At 52.3% G+C, this 14,776-nt stretch carries 14 protein-coding genes; 4 read left to right on the forward strand and 10 right to left on the reverse strand.

Annotated features, from left to right (window positions below; genetic code table 11):
• Positions 1–24 precede the first annotated feature (24 nt).
• On the forward strand, positions 25–771 hold the full coding sequence (locus CPA45_RS08365; RefSeq protein WP_096651105.1) for a DUF481 domain-containing protein: 747 nt from the start codon (positions 25–27) through the stop codon (positions 769–771).
• Between the two features lie 22 nt (positions 772–793).
• On the opposite strand, the gene CPA45_RS08370 is transcribed toward CPA45_RS08365, so the two are convergent.
• The 3 genes from CPA45_RS08370 to CPA45_RS08380 form a co-directional block, all read right to left on the reverse strand.
• On the reverse strand, positions 794–1,564 hold the full coding sequence (locus tag CPA45_RS08370; protein WP_096651106.1) for an ABC transporter permease: 771 nt from the start codon (positions 1,562–1,564) through the stop codon (positions 794–796).
• 99 nt (positions 1,565–1,663) lie between these two features.
• On the reverse strand, positions 1,664–2,446 hold the full coding sequence (locus tag CPA45_RS08375) for an ABC transporter ATP-binding protein (RefSeq protein ID WP_096651107.1): 783 nt from the start codon (positions 2,444–2,446) through the stop codon (positions 1,664–1,666).
• Positions 2,447–2,448: 2 nt separating this feature from the next.
• The gene (locus CPA45_RS08380) at positions 2,449–3,519 is read right to left on the reverse strand and encodes an ABC transporter substrate-binding protein (RefSeq protein WP_208858471.1); all 1,071 of its coding nucleotides are present in this window, start codon (positions 3,517–3,519) and stop codon (positions 2,449–2,451) included.
• Positions 3,520–3,932: 413 nt separating this feature from the next.
• On the opposite strand from CPA45_RS08380, the gene CPA45_RS08385 reads away from it, so the two are divergent.
• Positions 3,933–5,465: a BCCT family transporter gene (locus tag CPA45_RS08385; protein ID WP_096651108.1), complete on the forward strand. Its 1,533-nt coding sequence runs from the start codon at positions 3,933–3,935 to the stop codon at positions 5,463–5,465.
• Positions 5,466–5,501: 36 nt separating this feature from the next.
• Here the strand turns inward: CPA45_RS08385 and CPA45_RS08390 are convergent, their stop codons facing one another.
• On the reverse strand, positions 5,502–6,323 hold the full coding sequence (locus CPA45_RS08390; RefSeq protein ID WP_096651109.1) for a flagellin N-terminal helical domain-containing protein: 822 nt from the start codon (positions 6,321–6,323) through the stop codon (positions 5,502–5,504).
• 74 nt (positions 6,324–6,397) lie between these two features.
• Complete coding sequence (gene folK, locus CPA45_RS08395; RefSeq protein WP_340640136.1) at positions 6,398–6,832, reverse strand: 2-amino-4-hydroxy-6-hydroxymethyldihydropteridine diphosphokinase; 435 nt, start codon at positions 6,830–6,832, stop codon at positions 6,398–6,400.
• A gap of 237 nt (positions 6,833–7,069) precedes the next feature.
• Between folK and CPA45_RS08400 the strand changes: the two genes are divergently transcribed.
• Complete coding sequence (locus CPA45_RS08400; RefSeq protein WP_096651205.1) at positions 7,070–7,816, forward strand: SDR family oxidoreductase; 747 nt, start codon at positions 7,070–7,072, stop codon at positions 7,814–7,816.
• A gap of 187 nt (positions 7,817–8,003) precedes the next feature.
• Here the strand turns inward: CPA45_RS08400 and ybiO are convergent, their stop codons facing one another.
• The 5 genes from ybiO to trhO all read right to left on the reverse strand — a co-directional run bounded on the left by ybiO (position 8,004) and on the right by trhO (position 13,825).
• Positions 8,004–10,379: a mechanosensitive channel protein gene (gene ybiO, locus CPA45_RS08405; protein WP_096651111.1), complete on the reverse strand. Its 2,376-nt coding sequence runs from the start codon at positions 10,377–10,379 to the stop codon at positions 8,004–8,006.
• A gap of 164 nt (positions 10,380–10,543) precedes the next feature.
• Positions 10,544–10,975: a YqaA family protein gene (locus CPA45_RS08410; RefSeq protein ID WP_096651112.1), complete on the reverse strand. Its 432-nt coding sequence runs from the start codon at positions 10,973–10,975 to the stop codon at positions 10,544–10,546.
• A 13-nt stretch (positions 10,976–10,988) separates the two neighbouring features.
• On the reverse strand, positions 10,989–11,813 hold the full coding sequence (locus CPA45_RS08415) for an IclR family transcriptional regulator (protein ID WP_096651113.1): 825 nt from the start codon (positions 11,811–11,813) through the stop codon (positions 10,989–10,991).
• Between the two features lie 112 nt (positions 11,814–11,925).
• Positions 11,926–12,732 (reverse strand): enoyl-CoA hydratase, encoded by an 807-nt coding sequence (locus tag CPA45_RS08420; protein WP_096651114.1) that lies wholly within the window; start codon positions 12,730–12,732, stop codon positions 11,926–11,928.
• A gap of 109 nt (positions 12,733–12,841) precedes the next feature.
• Positions 12,842–13,825 (reverse strand): oxygen-dependent tRNA uridine(34) hydroxylase TrhO, encoded by a 984-nt coding sequence (trhO, locus tag CPA45_RS08425; RefSeq protein ID WP_096651115.1) that lies wholly within the window; start codon positions 13,823–13,825, stop codon positions 12,842–12,844.
• Between the two features lie 218 nt (positions 13,826–14,043).
• On the opposite strand from trhO, the gene CPA45_RS08430 reads away from it, so the two are divergent.
• Positions 14,044–14,733, forward strand: a complete 690-nt coding sequence (locus CPA45_RS08430; RefSeq protein ID WP_096651116.1) for a pirin family protein — start codon at positions 14,044–14,046, stop codon at positions 14,731–14,733.
• Positions 14,734–14,776 lie beyond the last annotated feature (43 nt).

Raw genomic sequence — 14,776 nt, forward strand, 5'->3', positions numbered from 1 at the left:
TCCCTACACTCAAGGAGGAGTTACGTGCCAAGCCTTTTAAGATGTATCGTGCTGGCAGGCTGCTCGCTGTGGGCTACCACCGCAACAGCTAGCCCGTTTTATGCACCACCACCGCCCCAAGCAGATGCCCCCATATTCAGTGGCGATGCAGAACTCGGCTTTAACCAACTTTCGGGAAATACCGATAGCCGCACGTTAATTGGCAAGACGCGCCTAACCTGGATTACTGGCGACTTTACCCACTCGCTGCGTGGAGAGGTACGCAATGTAAGTAAAGGTGGGGCAACAAGCGCTGAACAATACTTACTAGCCGGGCGCGAGCGCTACGACTTCAATGGCCCTCACTATTTGTTTGGCTTTGCCCGCTGGGAGAAAGACCGCTTTGCTGGCTACGACCAACAGCTCTCCGTCATTGGTGGCTATGGCCGACAAATTATCGATGGCGAGCGGCACTACCTTTCACTTGAAGCGGGGCCTGGTTATCGTCACGACCGGCTGCGCGAAGACGATAATGAGCAGCTTGGAGTAGCATATTCAGCGCTCGATTATCGTTGGGAGTTTTCACCGAATGCTGATTTCAAGCAGGAGATGTCACTGGAGTACACCGACGAAAACACAACATCGCGCTCCTTATCCGCTCTTACGGCACGCTTGAACGCGCGTATGTCGTTACGCCTTTCCCATGAGATCAAGCGTAACTCTCAGCCCCCGGAAGATGCCAGCGAGCGCACCGACCACACCACCAGTGCCTCTCTGATGTACCGCTGGTAAGCATTACCTGCCAGAAAGCACATTAACGATCCTGCCCTCTATGGGCCCAGCCGGTCATGCGCTTTTCAAGCAGTGCAAATAGTTCATACATCACCATCGCCATGGCACTGATCACTAATAGCCCGGCAAATACCAGCCCCATTCGCATCTGCGAACCCGCACTCATCATCAGGTAGCCAATCCCCTGGTTGGAGGCTACCGTTTCCGATACCACGGTGCCAACAAATGCCAAGGTAATGGCGACTTTCAATGAAGCAAAAAAGTAGGGCAAGGAGCGCGGTAACCCTACTTTCAGCAGCACATCCATGCGGCGTGCACCTAAAACACGCAAGACGTCTTCCATTTCCGGTTCAAGCGTTGCGAGCCCCGTCGCCACGTTAACCACAATAGGGAAAAAACAGATTAAAAATGCGGTAAGAATCGCGGGCACCGAACCAATGCCAAACCACACTACAAGAATCGGTACAAACGCCACTTTCGGGATCGCATTAAACCCCACTAGCAGTGGATAACAGGCGTTATATAAAAAGCGTGATGAGCCAATGATAAAGCCCAGCACTAGCCCCACCGCCACTCCTAAACCAAAGCCAATCAGCGTCGTCCAAAAGGTTTGCCATGAGTGCTTGCCGATTGGCCCCGCATAGGTCACCAGCGCCTGGGCGGTTTCTAAAGCGCTAGGAAAAATGAAGCTGGGGACGTTGAATAGACGCACTGTGGCTTCCCACACCAAGACCAGCGCGGCAACGGCAATCCAAGGGGCTAGCCGTTCGATTAGCTTGCTCTTTTTCGTCATAACCGTCCCCTTTGGTTACGTACTTGTTTAAGTACTTTTTGTTTAAGTACTGTTTGTTTAAGTATTTGTTATTTAATCACTTATTGTTTAAGCATCTGGTTAAGTACTGCGCACATCACCAATCTGAGCGCGCAGCGACTGCACCAGATCAATAAACGGTTTTTGGTAGGTGGTTTCCAGAGCACGAGGGCGCGGTAGGGTAATGTTGCGCTTCTCAATCACCCGCCCTGGACGGCGGCTCATCACGTAGACCGTATCAGCGAGAAACGCCGCCTCACGCAAGTCATGGGTGACAAGCACAACGGTAAAGCGCTGCACGTCCCATAAGTCACGCAGCACACACCACAGTTCTTCACGGGTAAAGGCATCCAAGGCGCCAAACGGTTCATCAAGCATTAATAAGCGCGGTTGATGGATCAGTGCTCGACAGATGGAAGCACGCTGCTGCATCCCACCCGATAATTGCCATGGATATTTATCTTCATACTCGGCAAGGCCAACGGTCTTCAAGAGCGTGCGAGCCCAGCCTTTAAACTCCTCGCGACGTTTACGAAACTGATGCCGATAAGGTTTAACAATCTCCAACGGCAGTAAGACGTTATCCAAGGTAGTGCGCCAAGGCAGCAAGTTGGCATTTTGAAATGCCATGCCCGAAACCTTCAGTGGTCCGGTGACCGGCAGACCATCAACCTGAATCGCTCCTGCCGTAGGCGCATGTAACCCCGTGCAGAGCTTCATAAACGTCGACTTACCACACCCGGATGGGCCCACGAAGGCGACAAACTCGCCTTCGTGGATGTTCAGATTGATATCTTCAATGGCATTGCCCGAGCCATCGTAGGCAAGACTGACGTTATCAAAGGTCACGAAAGCTGCCGACATGCTTATTCGCCCTCTGCCGTAAATAGCCTGCGCTCTTCCTGGGAGGGTAAGTAGCTTGGGTTAAACACTTGGTCTGGCGACGGTATAGAAGGCAGGTCATAAGCGTCGGCCACCAGTTGAATCGCCTCAATCAAGCGCCCTTCATCCACACCTCCCACGCCATTTTCACGGGCATCAGGGGTATCAACAACACTCTCCAGAGCCAACTTCAAACGACGGATTTCCATGTCCACATTAATCAAGCCGTCACGGTTTTTGACGTATTCAATGGCGGCTTCTGGGTCAGCAATGGTTTCGCCGAGCGCACGATTGAAGGCACGCAGAAAGCCCTGCACCGCTTCTGGGTTTGCTTCCGCAAAGGATTCACTGGCGATAATAGCGTTGCCGTAGAGCGGTACGCCGTATTCAGGGAACGGCAGAATGGTGAGGTCATCTTCACTCATGCCGCGCTCTTCAAGGTTAAGCAAGCTGGTGAAGTAGAATCCGGTAATGGCGTCCACATCACCGCGGGTCAGCAAGGTTTCGCGCAGTGTGGGATCGACGTTTTGCCACTCCACCGCATCGTGTTCCAGCTCATTGGCGGCGGCAAATACGCCCCAAGCTCGATAACCGGTATCAAAGGCCGGGGCGGCGATGGTTTTACCGACTAAATCAGCCGGGCTTTCGATACCGCGATCCTTACGGGCAAATACGGCGGCAGGTGTACCGTCATACACGATATACACGCCTTGAATACCAGGGCCATTGGGATTTTCCGCCAGAAACTCCACTAATGCATTGAGGTCACCAAAGCCCATTTCATAAGCGCCGGAGGCTACACGATTAATCGCCCCGGCAGAGCCACTGCCAGAGTCAATCTGTACGTTGAGCCCCTCATCAGCGAAGTAGCCTTTCTCTGCAGCCATCAAAAACGGTGCAGCAGGGCCTTCAAACCTCCAATCCAACTGGAAACGTATCGATGTGGTCTCGGCAAGTGCGCTTATTGGCAGCAGTGATAAGGCTGTAGTCAACATAGTGAAGGAGCGCAGACCCACAGGAAACGTGCATTTCGGCAATACAAAGAGAAGCGACATTGGCAAAGCACCTTGTGTGCACTATTTTCTTTGCTGCTGCATCAACGCTGCCAAACTTTGTTTTTTATCTATTTATCAATTGGTTGCAAATAACGAGCCAACCTCTCTCGCGTACACATCCTCCAAAACAGTGCACTCAGACAGTTCTATGCACCATTTTTAAGCAATTTCACCTCAGATATTAGACTTTCGTCTACTCCATAGATATACTGTGCTCAGTTTCCTGTCCTCGCGCCATTCCTTGAATGGCGCTTTTTTTTATCTGCTGTTTTGTTTTATCAGCTTTTATCAATTTCTTTATCAACTTTTGCATTAACTCTTGCATTAACTGGGCAGTGTTAAGCCGCTTAACGATGTGCGTTTGATAGGCCCGCTATTTTAGCCTCCCCTTGCTCCCCTAAAAGGTGTTCCACATGAACCAACCCGCCTCTAATGGCGACAGCACTAATGCTGACGGCTCTGCGCGGCTTGCGCTCGGCGATCCTATTGTTTTGCTCTTAAGCATCGGCTTTATCATCGCCTTCCTAGCCCTATCACTTTACGACGTGGAGTTAGTCGCTGAGAGCATCAGTAAAGGCTTTGCCTGGACAGCATTAGCCCTGGGTAGCTACTTCCAGGTGCTTCTTCTACTCACTTTCTTTATTGCCATCGGCCTAGCAATAACACCTGCGGCTAAAGCCAAAATCGGCAACTTAGATGTACCAGAAATGAGCACATTTAAGTGGCTATCCATTATTTTGTGTACGTTGCTAGCAGGTGGCGGGGTGTTTTTTGCAGCTGGTGAGCCGATCTACCATTTTATTGTGACGCCACCCGCCTTCGACAGTGAGCCGGGCACTATTCCTGCTATCTCTAATGCATTGGCACAATCATTTATGCATTGGGGGTTTATCGGCTGGGCGGTGCTGGGCTCACTAACGGCCATCGTGCTTGCCCATGCCCACTATGTGAAAGGCCAGCCACTACAGCCACGTACTCTGCTCTACCCGTTATTGGGGGAGCGGCTCATGCGTGGCCCCTTGGGTGGGATCATTGATGCTTGCTGCGTTATAGCCGTTGTCGCCGGTACAGTGGGCCCTATAGGCTTTTTAGCAACTCAGGTAAGTTTTGGCCTGCACGAGGTGTTTGGTCTACCCAATAGCTATACCAGTAAATTAGCCATATTAGCGGTGTTAGCCAGTATGTACGTGCTTTCGGCCATGAGCGGTGTCCATAGAGGCATGCAGTTACTTAGCCGTTTCAATGTGTTTCTGGCTCTGGCGGTGGGTGCTGTCATCATGGTGTTCGGCCCCAGCCTGTTTTTATTCAACAGCTACCTTTCTAGCATGGGGGTCTATATAAGTGATTTCTTACCCATGGCGACCATGACAGCAGAGACTGCCCCCGCCTGGTTTATCGGTTTTGGTCCGTTAGTGGCTATTTTTGTAGCACGGATTTCCCGCGGACGCAGTATCCGTGAAATGATTATCGCGGTTGCGATCCTAGCCCCTATTGCCACAACGGTGTGGTTTACCCTGCTCGGTGGATCGGGGATTCACTACCAGTTGACCGGTGCTATTGACCTTACCGATGCGCTTAATAACTTCCAGTTTGATGTAGCAACGCTAACCGTCGCCCAGGCATTACCGGGCGGCGCGTGGATGACATTGGCTATTTTAGTGTTAACAACGATATTCGTAGCCACCACCGGTGACTCGATGAGCTACGCCATTGCAGTCGTTGGGGCGGGTCACGACAACCCAAGCCCCTATATACGGGCTTTCTGGGGAATCGCCATGGCAATCATGGCGGCAGTGCTTTTGTATATGGGCGCTGGCCAAATATCAGCCCTGCAGCAGTTTATTGTGATTACTGCTATCCCAGTGTCCTTCATTCTACTGCCCTCACTGTGGGACGGTCCTAAAGCGGCCTACGCCATGGCCCGGGAACAGGGCATTATTGAGTAGCACTGAAGCTCGGCCATCCTTGCTTATAGCCCTTGCTTATAGCCCTTCCAGCAGCCGCAAAATCATCTGTGGCTGTTGGTTGGCCTGGGCCAACATCGCAATGCCTGCCTGCTGCAGAATCTGTGCGCGAACAAAGTTAGAGGCTTCCTTGGCATAGTCAGTATCTTGAATACGCGAGCGGGCGGCAGATAGATTGACGATACTGTTGTTCAACCCATCAATCACACTTTCAAAGCGGTTCTGCACGGCGCCCAAATAACTGCGCTGTTGATCTAACCGCTTGATAGCTTCATCGACCATATCAATAGGCTTTTCCGGCCCACTGTAATCTTCCAGTACGCTTAAGCCCTCCAGCCCCAACCCCTGCAAATTCATTGCTTCAAAACGTACTGCAATGCTGTCACCAGGGTTAGCGCCAACCTGAATATTCAGTGTCTTGGTATCGTTAAACAGCCCAGTACCGTTGAAGTTACTTTTCCCGGCAATACGGTCAATCTCTTCCAGACGCTGACCAATCTCGGTTTGAATAGCAGCAAGATCGTTAGAAGAGTTGGTACCGCTAGCAGCCTGTACGCTCAGTTCACGGATACGCTGCAAGTTGTCGTTGATTTGGTTAAGCGAGTTCTCAGCCGTCTGCACCATGGAGATGCCATCATTGGTGTTACGAATCGCTTGATTCATACCTTTGATTTGCGCCGTCATGCGATTGGCAATCGCCTGACCAGCGGCGTCGTCCTTCGCGCTATTGATACGCAGCCCAGACGACAGACGTTGCATTGCGGTCTGCATGGCCTGCTGGCTACCGCGCAGATTATTCTGCACAGTAAGCGACATAAGATTAGTGTTCAGGCTGAGCAACGCGCGCCTCCGGGAGAAATTAGCCCACCTCAATTCTGGCAGCTATAGCGCTATTATCGGCCCAAAAGCGAACATCATGAGTTTTTTTTCGGTTTCAGCGTTCTACCACTGCTCGCCAGCACTTCGTCAGCAGGCCCACGTACATAGTCATATTGGTAGTAGGCTTCATCTACCACCTCTCCATCCCACGCCACGATGTCTAGGTCCATGGTTCTTGGGCCAGACTTAATTGGCCCACGTATGCGACCAAGGCGGTCTTCAACTGCTTTCAGGTAGGCGCGAAAGTCAGCGTAACTGAAGGAGGTACGCACCAGCAGCGCAGCATTGAGAAAGTCGGGTTGAAGCTGATAGCCCACTGGCGAGGTATGAATCACCTTGGAGTTTGCTATCAACTCGCACTCCCGCTCCAGAATGGCTAGCGCTTTTACGTAGTGCTGCTCAGGCTCAATATTGCTACCTAAAGAAATCAAGCATTCATGGTCCGAACAAGCGATTGCGTGTGACGACATTGCTGGCATAACGGCACCCAACCTAAGAGGCATGATTCATAACGGCAGTCGCGAAGGTAAGGGAGAAAAATCGCAACGCCATTTGCAGTAACAATCGGGAAAAGCTCGCTAAAGTTAATTCTCTAGAATAGCTCGGCAAAAAAATTGTTCAACCCCTGTACAGCTGGTTGACAAACGCTGGGTACACGCAGAGAGTCAAAACGGATGTTGATGCTTATCAACCACAAGGGAACTACTATGCTTACACCTGCTGCATTAGTAACCGGTGGGGCAACCCGCTTAGGTCGTTGTTTTGCCGAAGCCCTGGCAGAAAAAGGCTACGATATTGCTTTGCATGTCAATAGCTCACGAGGTGAAGCCGAAGAGGTCGCTCAGGTAATTCGCCAAAAAGGACAAGCGTGCGGAATACTGCCCTGCAACTTTTTAGAGGACTCACTGGAAGAGTTGGTTGGCTGCGCCAAACAGCATTTTCCAGGCCTTAACGTGCTGCTTAATAGTGCATCGGCCTACGAGCCAGCCCCCATTGCAGCCACCAATATGGCGTTGTTGGAAAGCCAGTTTAGGGTCAATATGTTTACCCCTCTGCTGCTAACACGCTACTTCGCCAATATTGTGGACCACGGTCAGGTCATCAACATCATTGACAATAAAGTGGCCTACCATCAGTACCCTTATGCAGCATACTTATTATCTAAAAAAAGCCTTGCCGATATGACCCGAATGGCGGCGCTGGAGTTTGCACCGCGCCTACGCATTAACGGTATCGCCCCCGGCGTGGTACTACCGGCTTCTCAGCGTACGAGCGACTACATTCAGTGGCGTATCGAGGGCACTTTACTTAAGCATCAAGGGAACCCCGAACATCTTATACAAGCATTATACTATCTATTGGATAACGATTTTGTAGCGGGACAAATACTGTTTGTAGATGGTGGCGAATCGATCAATATCGAGGGGCGTCATTCTGAGAACTACTCTACGTAAGACTTTGTATATAAAAACTTTGTATATAAAGACCTTGTGTCTAAAAACTTTGTGTAACTTCTGTCTCGCAACGCAGCAGGGCCGCCCTAAGGCGGCCCTGCTTTATACAACTACTCCACTGCTCTCTCTATTCTGCTCGGGGCTAAATAGCGAGGAGAAATAGAGAGGAGAAATAGATAGGAGAGGCCTAATCCTCGTCGAAGTCCCCTTTGAACTCTGGGTTTGACTTGGAGCGCGGGTCATCTTCCCCCGCACGACTCGCATCACCTGAGCGCGGCTGCCCACCGGGGCGACCATCAATATCAAAGCTTTGCTGCATGATACGTAGGTTGGCAGGCGGTGCTTCACCCTCTTTACCCACGCCAAAGTAGAGCGTGGTATGCGGGAACGGAATCTCAATACCAACATTATCAAAGTGGATTTTCACTAAGCGGTTGTAGGCACGTCCGATCGCCCACTGCATGCCGGGGGTGGTTTTGATCCGCACGCGGATATTTACTGCGCTATCTCCAAGGCTAGTGACACCCGCCACTTCAAGAGGCGCCAGGATGCTCATTTTATGGTCTTCACTAGCGGCCAACTCATCAAACGCATTACGCAATTGAACGATGGCATCATCGATGCTTTCACGGTAGGCAATGCCATACTCGCCAACGTGGTAGCCAAAGTCACGCATATAGTTGGAGACAGTATCAACGCTGGAGAACGGCACAATATGGTACGTGCCATTGACGTCACGAATACCTACTGAGCGAATACTAAGCCGTTCTGCCGTACCAGTGATCCCTCCAAGTGTCACCACATCGCCAGTATTCATGGCGTTTTCAACCTGAATAAAGACGCCTGTTATGACATCTTGCACCAACTTCTGGGCACCAAAGCCAATCGCTAGACCCAGGACACCGGCACCAGCAATTAACGGCCCAATATTGATGCCGATTTCAGACAGTACGATCATACCTGTGATGGTCACCATCGCGATGGCAAGCGCATTACGAAACAGGCTCAGCAGCGTTTTAGCTCGCGGGGATGGCTCACCATGGCCCGTTTCTGGGTTAAGCTTATGCTCAATCAAACTAGCAAGCCCAAGCCATACCCCCAGAGCAACAATCAAGATAATCGCAACGCTGAGCAGGTTGCCAACCAAATTGGCTCCCCTTTCCGACGCGTACCAAGCCTTCAGGTTAAAGGCTCCCCAGGCATCCAGCACCACCATAATTACCGCTACTAAGATAATCGTGCGTAGCACTCGCAGAGCATTAGGAACATAACTGTTTAACCGTGCCTCAAGTAGCGGTAACTTACGGCACAAGTCGTCAGAAAGTTGAATACGACGCCCGATAGTCTGGCTTAATAACGCCGAAAGCAATATACCAACGACTACGGCAGCCAGAGTTTTCAAGGTCGCGAACAGGACAAATGGCAGCGCATCTCCTGGACGAAGCAAAATAAGTACGAATACCACCAGAAAATAGAGTAACGCAAATAGGTGCCAGGTACGTGCAAACAGCTGTAGCGAGACACGGGTGGCAGTTAGCGTTGAGCGAGCCCCTATCTCATTAAGGTTATCCCGCAGACGAGCGCGGTTTTTAAGCACGACACCCACTGCATAAGCGAACGCAAGCACCATAATCACAGTGCCTAGCAACTGACCAAGGGCAAATGCCAGGTAGTAGTTGACCAACGGCACCACGACCATTAGGCCGTAACCTACCATGCCGATTAGGCGTGCTATCCAGCGGTTCCAGTAGGAGGCTTCTTTGGCTGAAATAGGCAGTAGGCGCAGCCCCTCATAACGCGAAGAAAACAGCATTCGCATGGCGGCCTTGAGTAATTCAATAATTAGGAAAGCGTTTAAAAACAGCGAGGCACGAGTAGACAACTCACCCGTTTCGCCAACGGCAAAGGTTGCCAGCAAGTTACCACCGACATAAGCAAGGGCGACTAGCAGCACATCAATGACCGCTGCAAGAGCAACACACAGCACCAGCCGAAGTACCGGAGTTAGCCCATTGCCATACTGAGACCAGCCGCTGACTTTAGTAAAAAGAGGCTTGGCAAGCCGGCGGAATACCATGAACATCGCAAAGGTTGCGACAATAACGATACCGAGGTTAATAGCTGCGCTAACAAACGCAGATACATCAAAGGTGCCAGCCCCTTGGCCGCTCAGCAAGCCACCCAGTAGCGCAAACGCCTGCTCTAACTGCACGCCAACGTCACTCACCACTCGACTGGTCAGTTCTGCTAGCTGGCGAGGCAACGAAACATGTTCAGGCGCTATATCGCTACCCTGGGCTGCCGCTTCCGGTGATAACTCATTTGCCAGCCCAGCAGGTAGCGCTGTGGCTTGGCTACGCAGTAGCTCTATTAGCTCTTGGCGCCCCTGCTCATCTTCTAACAGGTCTGCTAGCGCCGCGTAAGAGGGAACCTCCTCCGTAGCTTGGGTGTTATTTTCATTTTCTGCCGTTAGCGTTGTTTGCGCCAAAGCAGGCGTTGTAATAAGAGCAAACAGCGCTAACATCCAGACGCTTAGCCAGGGTAATAAACGTAGTGGCGTCACACCTTAACCTCCCTTAGGTGAGTAAACTTAACAATCAACCGACTGTCTTGTTGAACACATAGCATAGTGCACCTTGGGTGGATGCAAACCTTGTATAACGATAGCTTAGAGTAGCATGGGATAATCCAGGACATGCCTTATCGGCTAACAATAACGGCCAGATATCAGCTACACAGCGGTGCCAGCCACTGGTGGGCCAGGGCGAGTACTAAGGCATAACGTGCGCCTTTGGCAACCACGATCCACAGTAGGGCTCGCCACCAAGGCAGTTTGAAAACACCCGCAAGCACTGTCAATGGGTCGCCAATAATAGGCGCCCACGAGATCAATAAACTGTACTCGCCGAAGCGGTGATACCAGCGCTCAGCTCGCGCTAGGCTGGTAGGAGAAGCAGGGAACCAGCGGCGATCTTGAAACTTTCGGGCATAACGCCCCATCGCCACGTTAATCATACTGCCGAGGGTGTTGCCCGTAGTAGCAACTAGCCACAGGCCTAACGCTGGCTCACCCAAGCACCACAACCGCGCCAACCACACCTCAGAACCACCGGGTAGCAGTGTGGCACTGGCCAACGCTACCCAAAACAAGCTAAACATGGGGTACTAAACCTTAGCTGCGAGGTACATGGCCGCCTAACTGTAGGGTGATTTCATCGGCAATCCTGCGCACTAGTGCACCCAGCACTAGCAAGCGCTCTTCGGGGATGCGCGCCATTGGGCCAGACACTGAAATGGCTGCCAAAGGCGTGCCATGTTCATCATGAATGCAAGCAGCTACACAGTGCAGTCCCACTGCGTGCTCTTCACGGTCGCAGGCAAATCCTTGAGCACGGATGGCAGCCATTTCCGCTAGCAGTGCCTCAGTTTGATGCAGCGTATTGTCAGTGACCCGTCCAAGCGCATAGCCTTTAAGCAGCTCGGTGCGCTCCTCATCATCCATCCACGCCAGCAGCGCCTTACCCACGCCCGATGCATGGAGCGGGGCGCGAGAGCCTAAACGCGTGATCATACGCATCATCTGCGGCGACTCATGCTGGGCAAGAAACACTGCCGTTGCGCCATCACGTATTCCCAAATTGGCAGTTTCACCGGTTTCTGCGGTTAAGCGGCGTAAAAATGGGCGGCTTTTAGCGACGACGTCGCGGGCTTCCAAAAAGCTGTTACCAATGCGAAACATTTTCACATCAATACGCCATAGCCCCTGCTCGCTCTCCTGGGTCACGAACCCCTGGCTTTGCAGTGCTTGCAGTAAGCGGTGGGTGGTGGAAGGCGCAAGGTCGGCCATTTCTGCCAACTCTGAAAGGGCTAGCCCAAGCGGGCTAGCGGATAAATACTCAAGCAGCGTGAGGCCACGCACCAACGATTGGCTGTGTCCACCGCTTGCTTTGGTGGCTCCTGCCGGACGTCCAACAGATCTGCGCTTGGCTTCACTCACCTTATTCTCCCCTGAAGGCGCCTCTCAGGCGTAAAGGGGGTGAGGATAGCGTGCCTTATAGACGTTGTCGCGTTTACGGAAACAAATTCCATCAATGTAGATAGGCGCCTTACTAACGGTGGCTCCATTGAGGTTTACGCTTGGCAATAAATGCATCGATGCCTTCTGCAACGTCTTCTGCCTGCATGTTGCAGGCCATGGTCTCCCCGGCAAAGGCATAGGCCTCATCCAAGGGCATGGTTAGTTGGCGGGAGAACATTGCTTTACCGGTGCGCACCGCTACTGCACTTTTAGCGCAGATACTCTCGGCCAAGGCTTCAACGGCGTCATCCAGCGCGTCATCGTCGGCAACACGGTTGATTAGCCCCCACTCGGCAGCCTGGGCAGCGCTGATAAACTCACCGGTTAATAGCATTTCCATAGCCCGCTTGCGGGCCACATTGCGCGATAACGCCACCGCTGGCGTTGAACAAAACAGTCCCACGTTAATACCTGACACCGCAAAGCGCGCACTGCTAGCAGCCACCGCCAAATCACAACTGGCGACTAACTGGCAACCCGCCGCTGTAGCAATACCCTGAACTTTGGCAATCACTGGCACGGGCAAATGCACAATTGACTGCATCACCGCGCCACAGCGGGCAAACAGTGCTTGGTAGTAGGCTTTATCGGGGTTGGCGCGCATCTGTTTTAAATCGTGACCAGCACAAAACGCTTTCCCATTCGCGGCCAGCACCACACAGCGCACTTGCTCATCCTCGGCAATGTCGTTCAGGGCAGCTTGTAGTGCCGAGAGCATCACTTCAGACAGCGCATTAAAACGTTCAGGCTGGTTTAGGGTGAGGGTGGTGATGCCTTTAGCATCAACGCGATGCAACACATTAGAAGGCGCCAGCGGTGTATCTTGAAAGGTAGACATGGAAAGCTCCTAGACGGCATAGATGCACGTGAGTCTAGCGCTTTACGAGGTAAGTAGTGCTTAGATACGACCAAAGTGGCCTCTTGCTTTGCAAGAGGCCAGTGGCTGTTTACGCTTTTTCGGGAATGTTAATGAGATCTTCCTTACGGCCACCCTTACGATGGTTGTAACCCAGCGGATGCGGCTCACCACGTGCCTTAGCCAGCTCGATTTGACGCTGACGCTCACGGGCAGCAGCGCGGGTTTTCTCGGGCAGGGAGTCGATACAGTGGGGGCAGCTAATGCCTGGCTCATAGGCCGATGACTGCATATCCTCAATGGAAATGGGCATCCGGCAAGCGTGGCACTGCTCATGCTCCCCTTCGCTAAGGTCGTGACGCACAGTAACGCGGTTATCAAATACAAAGCACTCACCACGCCAAAGGGATTGCTCTTCCGGAACTTTTTCAAGGTAGTTCAGCACACCACCTTTAAGGTGGTAGACCTCTTCAAACCCCTCTTTAAGCATAAAGCTGGAGGCTTTTTCGCAGCGAATACCACCGGTGCAGAACATTGCGACTTTCTTGTGCTGTTCAGGGTTGTAGTGCTCACGTACGTACTCAGGAAACTCGCGGAAAGTGGTGGTTTTAGGATCAACAGCCCCTTCAAAGCTGCCAATCGCCACTTCGTAATCGTTGCGGGTATCAATCACCAGCACTTCAGGGTCGGCGATGATATCGTTCCAGTTTTCTGGCTCAACGTAAGTACCCACGGTGTCGTTGGGATCGATATTCGGCACCCCTAAGGTGACGATCTCTTTTTTCAGTTTAACTTTGGTGCGGTAGAACGGCGGCTCGTCGCAGAATGACTCTTTATGGTCGATATCACTCAAGCGTGGGTCGGCAGTCAGCCAGGCCAGCAGGGCATCAATACCCTCGCGGGTGCCAGCGACGGTACCATTAATACCCTCTTTGGCCAGTAGTAAGGTGCCTTTCACACCACTATCGACCATGGTTTGGCGCAGCGGCTCGCGCAACGCTTCAAAGTCGTTCAAGGTGACAAATTTATACAGCGCCGCCACCACAATGGGCGGCGTTGGGGCAGGTGACGTCATGGTAAAACTCCTGGTAGTCGCCCTCGCAAAGGGCGGACCGGGTTACAAGAGGCGCATATTTTAACGAAAAGCGGGTAAAAAGTTCAGCAAAACATCAGCGCGATGCCCAATCGTCGATTTATTCGATGTTACCGTATAGAAACCTTCACCCCACGCCCTTCTGAGCTGGCCTTATAGTAACGGCATTACTTTTGCGTTACTGACCTTTGGGAGACCTCATGAAGATTCGTCGTTCTAACGAGCGGGGCTACGCCGACCACGGCTGGCTGCGCTCTTTCCATACATTCTCTTTCGCCAATTATATGGATCCCAGCCACATGGGGTTCCGTGCGCTGCGGGTGATCAATGAAGATCGCGTAGGCCCAGGCCACGGCTTTGGCGCCCACCCCCACCGGGATATGGAGATTATCTCCTACGTACTGGAGGGCGAAATGGAGCATAAGGACAACATGGGCAACGGCGAGGTCATGCGCCCCGGCGATGTGCAACGTATGTCAGCGGGCACCGGCGTACTGCACAGTGAGTTCAACCACTCCAAAGAGAACGGCCTGCATTTCCTGCAGATTTGGATTGAGCCCGCCCAGCGCGGTATCACACCTAGTTATGAGCAGAAGGCCTTCCCTGCTGCTGAACGCCAGGGCCAGTGGCGCTTAGTGGTATCTCAGGAAGGGCGTGACGGGTCGGTAAGTGTCAACCAGGACGTCAATCTTTACACAGGCTTGTTTGATGCTGGCGAGCACGCTACTACACCAGCTACCCGCTATGCATGGCTACACGTGGTGAAGGGCACGGTGGAGGTTAATGGTGAAACGCTAAACGCCGGGGATGCGGCGGCGTTTACGCCAGATGAAGCGTTCAGCGTGGCGGGTGTTGAAGCTGCCGAAGTGTTGCTCTTTGATTTGGCGTAAGCCAGCAAGTCCACAACGAGAAACGGCCCCGTCGGGGCCGTTT

Source organism: Vreelandella nigrificans (genome assembly GCF_002374315.1).
GTDB classification, from domain to species: Bacteria; Pseudomonadota; Gammaproteobacteria; order Pseudomonadales; family Halomonadaceae; genus Vreelandella; species Vreelandella nigrificans.

Bases quoted from the DNA above. Each gene is read 5' to 3' on its own strand.
- CPA45_RS08400 (WP_096651205.1), top strand. From the start codon at position 7,070: ATGCTTACACCTGCTGCATTAGTAACCGGTGGGGCAACCCGCTTAGGT.
- CPA45_RS08375 (WP_096651107.1), bottom strand. From the start codon at position 2,446: ATGTCGGCAGCTTTCGTGACCTTTGATAACGTCAGTCTTGCCTACGAT.
- CPA45_RS08370 (WP_096651106.1), bottom strand. From the start codon at position 1,564: ATGACGAAAAAGAGCAAGCTAATCGAACGGCTAGCCCCTTGGATTGCC.
- CPA45_RS08420 (WP_096651114.1), bottom strand. From the start codon at position 12,732: ATGTCTACCTTTCAAGATACACCGCTGGCGCCTTCTAATGTGTTGCAT.
- folK (WP_340640136.1), bottom strand. From the start codon at position 6,832: ATGTCGTCACACGCAATCGCTTGTTCGGACCATGAATGCTTGATTTCT.
- CPA45_RS08430 (WP_096651116.1), top strand. From the start codon at position 14,044: ATGAAGATTCGTCGTTCTAACGAGCGGGGCTACGCCGACCACGGCTGG.
- trhO (WP_096651115.1), bottom strand. From the start codon at position 13,825: ATGACGTCACCTGCCCCAACGCCGCCCATTGTGGTGGCGGCGCTGTAT.
- CPA45_RS08380 (WP_208858471.1), bottom strand. From the start codon at position 3,519: ATGTCGCTTCTCTTTGTATTGCCGAAATGCACGTTTCCTGTGGGTCTG.
- CPA45_RS08410 (WP_096651112.1), bottom strand. From the start codon at position 10,975: ATGTTTAGCTTGTTTTGGGTAGCGTTGGCCAGTGCCACACTGCTACCC.
- CPA45_RS08385 (WP_096651108.1), top strand. From the start codon at position 3,933: ATGAACCAACCCGCCTCTAATGGCGACAGCACTAATGCTGACGGCTCT.